At 63.0% G+C, this 12,890-nt stretch carries 10 protein-coding genes; 7 read left to right on the forward strand and 3 right to left on the reverse strand.

The window, feature by feature from the left end; all coding sequences use genetic code 11:
• Nucleotides 1-97: 97 nt before the first annotated feature.
• The 7 genes from EJ076_RS06915 to EJ076_RS06945 all read left to right on the forward strand — a co-directional run bounded on the left by EJ076_RS06915 (nt 98) and on the right by EJ076_RS06945 (nt 6,383).
• The gene (locus EJ076_RS06915) at nt 98-877 is read left to right on the forward strand and encodes a hypothetical protein (protein ID WP_126067378.1); all 780 of its coding nucleotides are present in this window, start codon (nt 98-100) and stop codon (nt 875-877) included.
• A 116-nt stretch (nt 878-993) separates the two neighbouring features.
• Entirely contained in the window at nt 994-1,143 is a 150-nt protein-coding gene (locus EJ076_RS06920; protein ID WP_109665714.1) for a DUF3096 domain-containing protein, read from the forward strand.
• A 216-nt stretch (nt 1,144-1,359) separates the two neighbouring features.
• Nucleotides 1,360-1,584 (forward strand): aa3-type cytochrome c oxidase subunit IV, encoded by a 225-nt coding sequence (locus EJ076_RS06925; RefSeq protein ID WP_013528204.1) that lies wholly within the window; start codon nt 1,360-1,362, stop codon nt 1,582-1,584.
• Nucleotides 1,585-1,669: 85 nt separating this feature from the next.
• Complete coding sequence (locus EJ076_RS06930; RefSeq protein ID WP_126067379.1) at nt 1,670-2,953, forward strand: Re/Si-specific NAD(P)(+) transhydrogenase subunit alpha; 1,284 nt, start codon at nt 1,670-1,672, stop codon at nt 2,951-2,953.
• Complete coding sequence (locus EJ076_RS06935) at nt 2,950-3,378, forward strand: proton-translocating transhydrogenase family protein (RefSeq protein ID WP_206438770.1); 429 nt, start codon at nt 2,950-2,952, stop codon at nt 3,376-3,378. Before EJ076_RS06930 ends, EJ076_RS06935 begins: the two co-directional genes overlap by 4 nt.
• Before the next feature lie 6 nt (nt 3,379-3,384).
• Entirely contained in the window at nt 3,385-4,782 is a 1,398-nt protein-coding gene (locus tag EJ076_RS06940; RefSeq protein ID WP_109665727.1) for an NAD(P)(+) transhydrogenase (Re/Si-specific) subunit beta, read from the forward strand.
• 128 nt (nt 4,783-4,910) lie between these two features.
• Nucleotides 4,911-6,383: a hypothetical protein gene (locus tag EJ076_RS06945; protein ID WP_126067381.1), complete on the forward strand. Its 1,473-nt coding sequence runs from the start codon at nt 4,911-4,913 to the stop codon at nt 6,381-6,383.
• A 104-nt stretch (nt 6,384-6,487) separates the two neighbouring features.
• On the opposite strand, the gene EJ076_RS06950 is transcribed toward EJ076_RS06945, so the two are convergent.
• From EJ076_RS06950 to EJ076_RS06960, 3 genes are all read right to left on the reverse strand, one after another.
• Nucleotides 6,488-7,405 carry a hypothetical protein gene (locus EJ076_RS06950; RefSeq protein WP_126067382.1) on the reverse strand — a complete coding sequence of 306 codons (918 nt, stop codon included), beginning with the start codon at nt 7,403-7,405 and terminating at the stop codon, nt 6,488-6,490.
• Between the two features lie 231 nt (nt 7,406-7,636).
• Nucleotides 7,637-10,108, reverse strand: coding sequence for a DNA topoisomerase (ATP-hydrolyzing) subunit B (gene gyrB / locus EJ076_RS06955; RefSeq protein ID WP_109665740.1), 2,472 nt, complete (start codon nt 10,106-10,108; stop codon nt 7,637-7,639).
• 145 nt (nt 10,109-10,253) lie between these two features.
• Nucleotides 10,254-12,884, reverse strand: a complete 2,631-nt coding sequence (locus EJ076_RS06960) for a caspase family protein (protein WP_245462966.1) — start codon at nt 12,882-12,884, stop codon at nt 10,254-10,256.
• Nucleotides 12,885-12,890 lie beyond the last annotated feature (6 nt).

Consider the following 12,890-nt stretch of genomic DNA (forward strand, 5'->3'; position numbering starts at 1 on the left):
TTAACGATGAGTAAACAACGCCTGTCCCATTTTCATCTTTACATCCCGGGGGCCTGTCGTAGGGTTGAACTGCGGCGGCAACTTACGGGGATGCACGATGGATGCGCAGTTGACAGCGCTTCGCCAAGCGGCGGGCGCGGACGGAGAAAATTCGTCCGATAGCATGTCGAGATTTGCTCGAAATGTCTCGGCAATGCTAGAACGCACAGAGTATCGCCGCTGCGACAAGGGCGAAGATCTCGAAGACATCTACAGGTTGCGCTACAAGTCCTATCGGCTGAGCGATATGGTGGTCGAAAACCCAGATCATATTGTGCATGACGAGCTCGACGAAGCCGAAAATTGCTCGAAGTTCGGCATTTACATTGACGGGGAACTGGTCAGCACGCTCCGCATCCATCATGCCTGCAGCGCGACCCCGCAATCGCCCTCCACCACGGTCTATGGTGACATCTTGCGGCCGATGCTCGCCGCCGGCGCGCATTTCACCGACCCGAGCCGCTTTGCCGCCGACCCCGACTGGTCAAAGGTCTATCCGCAGATTCCCTATCTGACGTTGCGCCTCGCCGGGATGGCTTGCTTCTATTTCGATGCACCTTACTGCCTGTCGACCATCCGGCCGGAACATGCGGGTTTCTACCGTCGCATCTACTGTTCGGAGCAGATCGGCGAGCTGCGCGACTATCCAGGCCTGAACTACAAGGTCGTGCTCTACAGGGCCAACGTCAACGCGATCCGCGAGCGCTCCTTCTCTCGGTTCCCGTTCTTCCGCTCGACACCTATGGAGCAGCGCATGCTGTTCGAGACGCCTGGTGCGGGCGAACTGGCGCCGCTGACCATCCTGCCAACGGCAAAGTATTTTCGCGAAGCCGCTTGAGGCCACGCGATTTTTGGCGAATGCCTGGAGCTTTCCGGCCGGATTCGCGTTCTGATGACGGCGGGGCGTTGCCCCCGGCGTCTCCATTTCGACGGATTTGTCAAAAGGAACCCGACATGACCATTTCCACGCTTGCGCTCACCCCGCTCATCTCGCTGATCGCCGGCGTGCTGATCCTCGTGATGCCAAGGCTGTTGAACTACATCGTCGCGCTCTATCTGATCGTCGTCGGACTGCTCGGGCTTTTCCCGCATCTTGTCGGCTGACAGCGCCGTTTGAGGCGGCGCCAGCGTTCGCCTAGACCGCTTTCGGAGGATCTTTCCGATCAGGCACCCGGATCCGGGGCGGATTCTAGCGCGCGTCGGCAGCCGGCTTCAATTTTCCTTTGAGGCAGTTGTCGGCTGCGATGCGGCAATAGCGCCATTGCTCTCGGCCCGGCTTTTCGCTATGTGCCTGAAAGATGTCTTCGAAGGGGTATTCCTATGGCTGATCACTCGCCGACCGGTCCTGTCGAACTGGGCGCGAAGATGGACTATGCAGAGCATGACCGCACCTATGCGGGCTTCCTCGCACTGGCCAAGTATGGATCGCTTTTCTGCGGAGCCCTGCTTCTGGCGATGGCCTTCGGTTTCTTCGCGGGCGGCTTCTTCTCGGCGACTATCCTGTTCGTGCTGATTTTGGCCGTCGGCGCCTTTATCCTCCGATAGATTTTTCCGACACCTTGTCCATGGCGCCGCCGCGAGGCCGGCCGGCGTCTTGCGGGAAACAGCTTCCGGCCGAAAGGATCATGCGGTGGGACAGACGGTTTTCATCCCTCGTGAACTCGATGCCAACGAGCCGCGCGTCGCGGCCTCGCCCGATACGGTGAAACGGTTGGCGGCGCTGGGCTTCGACGTCGTTGTCGAGGCCGGCGCCGGTCTGAATTCGCGCATCATCGATGCCGATTATGCGAGCGCCGGCGCTGCCATCGGCAAGGCTTCAGATGTCGCCAAGGCCGATGTGGTGCTGAAGGTGCGTCGGCCTGGTGATGCCGAGCTGAAGAGCTACAAGCCCGGTACGGCGGTCATCGCCATCATGGATCCCTATGGCAACGATGCCGCCGTGACAGCCCTTGCCAAGGCCGGCGTCACCGCCTTTTCGATGGAATTCATGCCGCGCATCACCCGCGCCCAGTCGATGGACGTGCTGTCTAGCCAAGCCAATCTTGCCGGCTACCAGGCGGTGATCGACGGCGCTTCGGAATATGATCGCGCATTGCCGATGATGATGACAGCGGCGGGCACGGTGCCGGCGGCAAAGGTCTTCATCATGGGCGTCGGCGTTGCCGGCCTGCAGGCGATCGCCACCGCGCGCCGGCTTGGTGCGGTCGTCACCGCCACTGACGTTCGTCCCGCCGCCAAGGAACAGGTCGCCTCGCTCGGCGCAAAGTTCCTCGCGGTCGAGGACGAGGAATTCAAGGCGGCCGAAACGGCTGGCGGCTACGCCAAGGAAATGTCGAAGGAATACCAGGCCAAGCAGGCGGCACTCACATCAGAGCATATCGCCAAGCAGGACATCGTCATCACCACGGCGCTGATCCCGGGCCGGCCAGCACCGAAACTGGTGTCGGCGGCCATGGTCGCCTCGATGAAGCCGGGTTCGGTGCTCGTCGATCTGGCGGTCGAACGCGGCGGCAATGTCGAGGGCGCGGAAGCCGGCAAGGTCGTCACCACCGCCAACAACGTCAAGATCGTCGGCCATCTCAATGTGCCCGGTCGCATCGCCGCGTCGGCCTCGCTGCTTTACGCCAGGAACCTGTTTGCCTTCCTCGAAACGCTGGTCGACAAGACGACCAAGACGCTTGCCATCAATCGCGACGACGATCTGGTCAAGGCAACGATGCTGACCGATGGCGGCAAGGTGGTTCATCCAGCCTTCGCCAAGGCCGATCAGCAGCCGCGTGTCGAGCCGGCCGCGATCCCGGCCACCACCATGGTCGCCGACGCTTCAGTCAAACCTGCCACTGCAAAGAAGGCCGCGCCCAAGAAGGCGGCCGCACCCAAGTCGCCCTCGTCGAAGCCGAAAGGGATCGCGTGATGGACCAGACCCTGCAGAAAGCCCTCGACCAGCTCGACCAGGCCTCCGCCGCAGTTCGGCTGGCAGTGCACAATATGGCGACCGTGCCCGGTGGTGCCGATGCGGCGGGTGACGCCGCGCATGCGCTGTCCGGCGGCGCCATCGATCCCTTCGTCTTCCGCTTCGCCATCTTCGTGTTGGCGATCTTCGTCGGCTATTATGTCGTCTGGTCGGTCACGCCGGCACTGCACACGCCGCTGATGGCCGTCACCAACGCCATCTCCTCGGTCATCGTCGTCGGCGCGCTGCTGGCCGTCGGCATCGCCGCTTCCGGCATCGCCGCCGGCTTCGGCTTCGTCGCGCTGATGCTGGTGTCGGTCAATATCTTCGGCGGCTTCCTCGTCACCCAGCGCATGCTGGCCATGTACAAGAAGAAGGACAAGTAGAGCGCCATGAACGCCAACTTCGCGTCCTTCCTCTATCTGGTCTCCGGCGTCCTGTTCATCATGGCGTTGCGCGGCCTGTCGCATCCGACCACCAGTCGGCAGGGCAATCTCTACGGCATGATCGGCATGGGCATCGCCATCGCCACCACACTGGCGCTGGCGACCCCGTCCGCTGGCCGTTTCGGCTTGATCGTGCTCGGCCTTGCCATTGGCGGCGGCGTCGGTGCGGTCACCGCGCGCCGCATCGCCATGACCTCGATGCCACAGTTGGTCGCTGCTTTCCACTCGCTGGTCGGCCTCGCCGCCGTCATGGTGGCGGCAGCCGCCATCTATGCCCCGGAAAGCTTTGGCATCGGCACGGATGGCGACATCCACGCCCAGGCCCTGATCGAGATGAGCCTTGGCGTCGCCATCGGCGCCATCACCTTCACTGGCTCGGTCATCGCCTTCCTCAAGCTCGACGGCCGCATGTCGGGCAAGCCGATCATGATCGGCGGCCGCCACTTCATCAACGCGGCACTTGCCATCGCGCTCGTCGTCTTGATCGTGCTGCTGGTCACCACCGAGTCCAAGCTGGTGTTCTGGCTGATCGTTGCCGCCTCGCTGGTGCTTGGCATACTCTTGATCATCCCGATCGGCGGCGCGGACATGCCGGTCGTCGTCTCGATGCTCAACTCCTATTCGGGCTGGGCGGCGGCGGCCCTCGGCTTCACGCTCGGCAATCTGGCGCTGATCATCACCGGCGCGCTGGTCGGCTCGTCCGGCGCGATCCTGTCCTACATCATGTGCAAGGGCATGAATCGGAGCTTCATCTCGGTCATCCTCGGCGGCTTCGGCGGCGAGACGGCTGCTGCGGCCGATGACGGCATTGAGCGTACGGTCAAGCAGGGCTCGGCCGACGACGCCGCCTATCTGATGATGAACGCGCAGAAGGTCATCATCGTGCCCGGCTATGGCATGGCGGTTGCCCAGGCGCAGCACGCGCTGCGCGAAATGGCCGACAAGCTCAAGGCCAATGGCGTCGACGTCAAATACGCCATTCACCCGGTCGCCGGCCGCATGCCCGGCCACATGAACGTGCTGCTCGCCGAAGCCAACGTGCCTTATGACGAAGTATTCGAACTCGAGGACATCAACTCCGAATTCGCGCAGGCCGATGTCGCCTATGTCATCGGCGCCAACGACGTCACCAACCCGTCCGCGCGCGACGACAAGTCGTCGCCGATCTACGGCATGCCGATCCTCGACGTCGACAAGGCCCGCACCTGCCTGTTCGTCAAGCGCTCGCTCGGCTCCGGCTATGCCGGCATCGACAACACGCTGTTCTACAAGGACGGCACCATGATGCTGCTCGGCGACGCCAAGAAGATGACCGAGGAAATCGTCAAGGCCATGGATCACTGATAGGCGATCAGCACTGAGACAAGAAACGCCCGGCTTCGCGCCGGGCTTTTTCTTGGCTGACAGCGGTTTCAAGGCTACGATGACGACGTCCCGTCTCACCGACGGGATTGTCGTCAACGGAGACGCTGATGCCCGATCCCGTCGCATCGCCGGTCACCGCAAAAGCACCGCACAAGCTGAGCCAGGCGGTGGTGATCGTGCATGGCATGGGCGAACAGCGGCCGATGGATACGTTGCGCGGCTTTGTCCAGGCTGTCTGGAGCCATGATCCCAGCCGCGCGCCGTTTTATGCCCATGTCGCCGATCCGGCCGATCCCACCGGCGCGAAGATCAACCAGAGCTGGATCACCCCCGACAGCCGGACAAATTCATACGAACTTCGCCGCATCACCACGCCTTACGATGTCGAAGGCCGTCGCACCGATTTCTACGAGCTCTACTGGGCCGACATCACGCAGGGCACGACGCGGGGGCGGCTTGCCGCCTGGGTGACAAACCTGCTGTGGCGTAAGCTCGCCGACATTCCGCGCGACGCCCGCAAGCTCTATCTCGTCACTCTTCTTGCCGTCATCGTCGTCCTTTGCTCGATGCTCGCGCTCGCGACCTCGGTTTGGCAGCACTATATCTCCTGGGCCGCCGCTCTGTTCGTCACCATCCTGGCCTCGTTCATCATCTGGGTGGTGGACCGGTTTGGCCTTCCCTATTTCGGCGATGTCGCCGCCTATGTACGCGCCGAAGCGGCGACGGTCGAAAAGCGCGCGCTGATCCGCGACCGCGGCCTGAGGCTGCTGAAGCGTCTGATGATGGACGACAGTTACGACCGGATCGTGCTGGTCTCGCACAGCCTTGGGTCGATGATCGCCTATGATCTGTTGCAGATCCTGTGGGCCGATTTCAGGCCCCGGAAACTGGAGGCCATCCGCGACAAGGCGAAACTGAAGGCGATTCACGCCATCGACAAGGCGACGCTTGTTGCCGACGGTTCGGCTTGGCCCGGCAGCCTGGACGATCTCGCCGGCTTCCGGCGCGATCAGTGGGAGCTCTACCGGCAGCTGCGCACTGGCGATGCCGACCATCGGCCCTGGAAGATCAGCGATTTCGTCACGCTTGGCAGCCCGCTGACCCACAGCGAATTTCTGGTGACGTACAATCTCGCCGAATTCAGGCGCGGCATTGCCGAGCGGCTGTTCTCGGCGTGCCCGCCGATTGCCGAAGGGGCAGCGGCTGGCGGCACCGTGCTCTATCAGGAAGGCCGCAACCGTTCGGGCAAGCCGCAGCGCGCCGTGCATCATGGCGCGGTGTTTGCGGCGACGCGCTGGACCAACATCTTCGACCGCGGCAATGGCTGGCTTACGGGCGATCCGATCTCCGGGCCGATGGCGGAAAATTTCGGTCCGGGTGTGGAGAATATCCAGGTCGAGCTGCGCGGCTCACTTGGTCGCGTCTTCACCCACACGCTGTACTGGTCGTTGGCGGCGACCGGTGTCGAAGTCGCAGCCGGCGCTCGCTCGCATCTTGCCGTGCTGCGTGACGCTGTCGACCTTGGCCGCAAGCTGGAGCCGAGCCAGGCGGAAGCGCCGGCTATGACTTCCGAAAAATGAGAACGGCGAACGGGATCGATACTCCACGCGCCGCCTGGCAATTCAAACAGAAAATCCACCCCGGGGCTTTGCCCCGGAGTGGATCGATCTGCTTCAGGTCCAGATCAGCGGCTGGTCAGGAACACCGCTTCTTCATCATCGCGCTGCCTGCCGCCGAGAGCGGCTGCTGCACTGGCGATGAAGGCGCCGATCACCAGCGACAAGGCACCGAGCAAGGCAAAAGTCGCGCTGCCCTTCCTGGCGGTGTCGGCGGCCTGCTGTGCCTTGACCTTGGCGTCCTGGACCTTGGCGACTAGGGCATTGACACGTGCCTTGGCGTCAGCCTCGGAGAGGCCGGTGCGGGCGGCGACCAGTTGCGACAGATAGGTCCTGTCATCGGCCGAGATTTCGCCTGCCGCGGCACTGGCGACCAGGATGCGCGAGGCCTGCCCGATCGCGGCCGCATCGCCGTCCGGACTGACCGCCGTGAGCTTGCTCGGATCAGCCGGACGAAACAGCGAGTCCACCAAGTAGGACGTCGCATTGTCAGCAGCAGCGCCACCGGCATTGGCGGATGCACCGGCCGACGCACCCATGGCGGCGCCCGACGCCACGGTCGAGACTGCCTGCACGCCTGAACCCACCGCAGCGGAAAGCGCCGAGCCCAGGACACCGACGACGATCAGGGTGGCCATCGCCCAGGCCAAAAAGCCGTGGGCAGTGTCACGGAAATAGACCTCGTCGGTGTGGATGCCGACCCATTTCGTGCGCAGGCGTCCGGCAAGGTAGCCTCCGACACCGGAGGACAGCCATTGCACGATGACCAGCCAGATCGCGGTAGAGACCGCGAAGGTCGTGACCGACGCGCCGGAGCCAGACCAGGGTGACACCATGCTCAGCCCAAGGCCTGAACCAAGCAGCATGAGGATGAAGGTCAACGTCGAGGCCGCGAAGGCGCCGGCGATGATCGGTCCCCAACTGACGGCAGTAGTAGAGGATTCTGTTGAAGTGGAAACGTCGACAGCCGATAGAGTGGACTGCATGAGTTCCCCCTATCGTACGAAAAGCATGATCAGAATGATGATTGGAATCGGGATTCCGAGCAACCAGAGCAAAATGCCACGTCCCATGAAAGCCTCCTGTGAGAAATTGTGATCGATGTTGTCACAATGTCCCGAGGGGACTTCCGTTCCGGCGGGTTATAAAATGATTTTGTTTGCCATGGATGGAAGGATTGGCGCGCCGCGGCGCGCCAATGTCAGAGACTATCGAGATCAGATATCCAGATTGGCGACCGACAGCGCGTTGTCCTGGATGAACTCACGCCTGGGCTCGACCTCGTCGCCCATCAGCCGCGAAAACAGACTATCCGCATCCGTCGCGTCATTGACCTTGACCTGCAGCAGCGAGCGCACGTTCGGATCGAGCGTGGTTTCCCAGAGCTGTTCGGCGTTCATCTCGCCGAGACCCTTGTAGCGCTGCATGGTCAGGCCCTTGCGCCCGGTCGCGAAGACCGCGTTGAGCAGCGCCATCGGTCCCGAGATGGTCTCCGAGACATCCTTGCGGCGCAGCACCGGTGGCTCGCCATAGACTTCCGTAAGGCGCGGCGCATAGCGGTCGAGCTGACGTGCATCAGCCGAATTGATCAGCCCCAGATCGAGATGCGCGTATTCCTTGACGCTGCGCACCGTACGCTCGAACACATAGCCGCCGATGCCCTCGTTCGAGGTCGACATGCGACCGGTCCAGCCGCGTTCGGTGTCCTCGGCGATGATGTCGAGACGCTTGGCGATGCGCTCGGCCATGGCATTGGCCTGGGCGAGATCGGTAAAGACGTCCGGGTTGAGGCCGCCGGCGATCGCCGCCTGCTCGACCACGCCCCTGTTGTAGCGCGTGTGCAGGCCGTTGATCAGCTGGCGCACGGCCAGCGCGTCGTCGATGGCGCCGCGCAGGTCCTGTCCGATGCGAACCTCGCCCGAGCCGAGCGTAAGCGATGCTTCCTCCAGTCCCGAGCCGATCAGGAATTCCTCGAAGGCGCTCTCGTCCTTGATGTACTGCGAGCTCTTGCCACGCGTCACTTTGTAGAGCGGCGGCTGGGCGATGTAGAGATGGCCGCGCTCGATCAGCTCCGGCATCTGCCGGAAGAAGAAGGTGAGCAGCAAGGTTCTGATATGGGCGCCGTCGACGTCGGCGTCGGTCATCAGGATGATCTTGTGGTAGCGCAGCTTGTCGGCGTTGAACTCGTCCTTGCCGATCGAGGTGCCGAGCGCGGTGATCAGCGTGCCGATCATCTCGGAGCCGAGCATACGGTCGAAACGGGCCCGCTCGACATTGAGGATCTTGCCGCGCAGCGGAAGGATGGCCTGGTTCTGGCGCGAACGGCCGCCCTTGGCCGAGCCACCGGCGGAGTCACCCTCGACGATGAAGATCTCGGATTTCGCCGGGTCGCGTTCCTGGCAGTCGGCCAGCTTGCCGGGCAGCGAGGTGATGCCGAGCGAACTCTTGCGGGTGATGTCGCGGGCCTTGCGTGCCGCCTCGCGCGCCGCGGCGGCCTGGATCACCTTGTCGATCACCACCTTGCCTTCGGCCGGATGTTCCTCGAGCCAGGTGCCGAGAGCCTCGTTGACCAGTCCTTCAACCACCGGGCGGACTTCGGACGAGACCAGCTTGTCCTTGGTCTGCGAGGAGAATTTAGGGTCGGGAACCTTGACCGACAGCACCGCCGTCAGGCCCTCGCGGCAATCGTCGCCGATCAGCCCCACCTTTTCCCTCTTGGTCAGTCCGGAGGATTCGCCATAGCCGGTGATCTGGCGTGTCAGCGCGCCGCGGAAACCGGCCAGATGGGTGCCGCCATCGCGCTGCGGGATGTTGTTGGTGAAGGCCAGCACGTTCTCGTGGTAGCTGTCGTTCCACCACATCGCCACTTCAACGGTGATGCCGTCGCGCTCGGCCTTGATGGCGATCGGCTTGTCGATCAGCGGTTTCTTGACCCGGTCGAGATATTTGACGAACTCTTCCAGCCCGCCATCATAGTGCAGTTCATGGCGCACGATGTCGGCATGACGGGCATCGGTCAAAATGATGCGCACGCCGGAATTCAGGAAGGCGAGCTCGCGCAGCCGGTGTTCCAGCGTGCCGAAATCGAACTCGACCATGGTGAAGGTCTCGGACGACGGGAAGAAGGTGATCTCGCTGCCGCTGCGCCCTTCATAGGTGCCGGGCTGCTTGTCCTGCTCATAGCTGCCGGTGGCCTTCAGCGGCGCGTCGGCATTGCCATGCGTGAAGCTCATCTCGAAGATCTGGCCGTTGCGGCGAATCCTCAGCTTCAGCCAGGCCGAAAGCGCATTGACCACCGAGACGCCGACGCCATGCAGGCCGCCCGAGACCTTGTAGGAGTTCTGGTCGAACTTGCCGCCCGCATGCAGCTGCGTCATGATCACTTCGGCCGCCGAAATGCCTTCTCCGGTGTGGATATCGGTCGGGATGCCGCGGCCGTTGTCGATCACGGTGACCGAACCATCGGGATTGAGCGTCACGGTGACGAGGTCGGCGTGGCCCGCCAGCGCCTCGTCGATGGCGTTGTCGACCACCTCATAGACCATGTGGTGCAGGCCCGAACCGTCGTCAGTATCGCCGATATACATGCCGGGGCGTTTGCGGACAGCATCCAACCCCTTCAAAACCTTGATGGAATCGGCGCCGTATTCGGCTTCAGCGCCGTTGTTGTTGTCGATCTGATCGCTCATGAAAACCTGTTGTCTGGATGCCGCTTGCACGGCGCTAAAAATCGGCCCCGAATCGCGCCTCTGATATGCATTAGATATAGGCGCTAAAGGCGGTTTTTCCAAGGTTTGCGAGCATTTCGGGGGCGAACGCCCAGCCGGCAGCCGGCTATTTTTTTCGGCCGCCGAATTTGGCGAGAAGGCCGCGCAAATACTTGATCGTGGATTTGTCTCTCGGCGCCAGCCGACCCGTGCGGTCGAGCTCCAGCGTCAGGTTAAGCGCCTTGGTCAGCACCGCCTTCGGATCCTTCGCCACAAAGGCGTAGTTGATGTAGGCCTGTACCAGATCAAATTGCCAGATCGCATTGTCCGGATCGGACTGGGCCAGTTGCTGGCGGATGCCGAGGCTGGTTTCGAAGGCTTTCCTGGAGCCCTCGAAGTGGCGCTGCTTGGTCTCCAGCATGCCGATTTCCGAGAGCGTGATCGACAGATCGCGTTGCCAGTCGGAATTGGCTGGGTCGAGCTTGGCCAGACGGTCGGCAATGGCAAGACTGTCCTGATAGTTTTGCAGTGCGCCGCTGATATCGCCCTGGACATCAAGCACACCGGCGACCTTTTCCAGACAAACCGACAGGTCCCGCTGCCAGTTTGTGTTGCCAGGATCGGTGGCGGCGAGTTCACGCGCTATATCAAGCGCTTGCTGATAGGAAGCCAGTGCCGGCGACCAGCTCTTCCGGTCGCTTAGCGCATTGCCGGCCTTGGCGTAACCGATCGACAGGTCGCGCTTCAAGTCGGTATCGTTGGGGTCGCGGCGCACCAGCTCTTCGGCGATCGCCTGGCTCTTTTTGTAGGCCACGAGTGCACCGGCGGGGTCGCCGCGCTCGCGCAGCACGTCACCGATCCTTTCATGGCTGACGGAGACAGCGCGCTGGCGCTCGGGATCATCGGGTTTGTTCTCGGCCAGCGCCAGCCGAATTCTCAGACTCTCTTCAAATGCCGTCTGGGCGCTATCCAGCTGTCCGGCGGTGCGGGCAAGGTCGCCGATTTCATCATAGGTGATGGTCAGATCGCGCAGCAGATAGGCGCGGTCCGGCTCCGCATCGGCCAATTGCTGCTTGATCGACAGGCTTTGCTGATAGGCTTGGGCGGCCGCACCAACATCGCCTTGCGTCGCCAGCACGTTGCCGATCTTGTCATTGGCCATGGCCAGATCGCCAAGCCAGTCTTTCTTGTCCGGCAGGCTTGCGGTCAGACCCTGCAGCACGTCCCTGGCGGCCTCGTAGTTTTCCAGGGAGGCCGGCAGGTCGCCTTGGGCCATCTTGATGTTGGCGAGCTTGATATGGCTGATGGCGAGATCGCGTTTGACGCTGGGATCGGTTTCCTGACGCGACCGCTGCTCGAGGTTTGCCAAAAGGGCCGTGAAGGCGCGGCCGGCTGCGTCGACATTGCCGACCGTCGTATAGAGGATGCCGAGCTCCTCCAGTGTGCGGCTCTGGCGGTCGGCCTGTTCCAGGCTGAGCGAGGTCTGCCCGGCCTCGCCATAGAGCGACAGCACGGTCTCGTAGCCCTTGATGGCTGCCGCATAGTTGAGGTCGGCGCGCGATGCGCCCGCCGACAGGAACAGCGTTGCGGCCTGCGATAGCGTGCGGTCGACAAAATTCACCTTCAGCGCCTTGCGCGACACGTCGTCGATATCGACCGCTTCCGCCAGTCTTGCCTGTGCCGCGCCGAAGGCGCCCAGGGCCAGCTGCTCCTCGGCCTGCCGACGCAGTTCCGTCACACGTGGATCGTCGGCGGCTAGCGTCTTCATCTCGCCGCGCACCTTGACGAAAGCGTCCGCCGCCTCGCGCAGGCTGGCGTCCAGGCTCTCGGCGGAAAGGGGCTTGGTGTCGAGACCGATCAGCGCGCCATAAAGCGGCGCCAGCGGCATGTCGGCGTCACTGGCGATCTGCTCGACCTGGCCGCGCATTTCGGGCGTCACATCGGCCATGGCGAGCAACAGGCGCTCGCGCTCGGGCAAGTCCTGCCTGGCCTTCGCGGCAAAGAAGAGTTGCGGCAGAGCGCTCTCGACATAGGGCAGCTGCTTGCCGCGCGACAGGTCATAGACCTCCTGCTGCACCAGTGTCAGCACCGAGCGGATTTCGAGCCCGTCGGTGCCGAGATATTTGGTCAGCGCCGTCGTGAACGGCGAGTTCTGGCCGGTTCCGTCGGCGGCCGTCTCACCCGGTGCGGCGGAAAAGGCAAACAGGATGTTTTCGGCGCGGCCAGTCCGGCCGAGACCCGGCCGAACTTTTTCCGCGACATCCTTTGCCAGCGATGTCGCACCTCGACCTTCGCCCACCGTGCCCGAAAAAGGATCGCTGCGGCAGGCGTCGAGCATGATCAGGCCGACCTTGGCAGTGGCGGCCACGGTGTCGCGCACCTCCTCCAGCGGCAGGCTGGTTTTCTCCAGCGCATCGAGCGAGGAAGCGTCGGCATCGACCGGCAGCAGCCGGTTGTCGCCCGAGATTTCCACGCCGTGGCCGGAGAAATAGACCAGCGCCACGTCGGCGCCTTTGGCATCCTGGCGAAAATCGTCGAGCGCGCGGCGCATGCGCCGCAGGTCGCGATTGGTTTCGAGGACAACCTCGAAGCCGAGCTTCTTCAGCACCGCTCCCATTGCTTCGCCGTCATGGACCGGATTGGCAAGCGGCCGGATCAGGCGGTAGTCGTCGTCGGCGATGACCAAGGCCACGCGCCGCTCGGCCGCCACGGTGGCGGTGGTCGTGAGCATCAGCAGCAAGGCAAGAAGCAAACGCAAGTCGAA

Origin of the sequence: Mesorhizobium sp. M7D.F.Ca.US.005.01.1.1 (assembly GCF_003952545.1) — a bacterium.
Lineage (GTDB): Bacteria > Pseudomonadota > Alphaproteobacteria > Rhizobiales > Rhizobiaceae > Mesorhizobium > Mesorhizobium loti.

Bases quoted from the DNA above. Each gene is read 5' to 3' on its own strand.
- gyrB (WP_109665740.1), bottom strand. From the start codon at position 10,108: ATGAGCGATCAGATCGACAACAACAACGGCGCTGAAGCCGAATACGGC.
- EJ076_RS06915 (WP_126067378.1), top strand. From the start codon at position 98: ATGGATGCGCAGTTGACAGCGCTTCGCCAAGCGGCGGGCGCGGACGGA.
- EJ076_RS06940 (WP_109665727.1), top strand. From the start codon at position 3,385: ATGAACGCCAACTTCGCGTCCTTCCTCTATCTGGTCTCCGGCGTCCTG.
- EJ076_RS06945 (WP_126067381.1), top strand. From the start codon at position 4,911: ATGCCCGATCCCGTCGCATCGCCGGTCACCGCAAAAGCACCGCACAAG.
- EJ076_RS06950 (WP_126067382.1), bottom strand. From the start codon at position 7,405: ATGCAGTCCACTCTATCGGCTGTCGACGTTTCCACTTCAACAGAATCC.
- EJ076_RS06920 (WP_109665714.1), top strand. From the start codon at position 994: ATGACCATTTCCACGCTTGCGCTCACCCCGCTCATCTCGCTGATCGCC.
- EJ076_RS06925 (WP_013528204.1), top strand. From the start codon at position 1,360: ATGGCTGATCACTCGCCGACCGGTCCTGTCGAACTGGGCGCGAAGATG.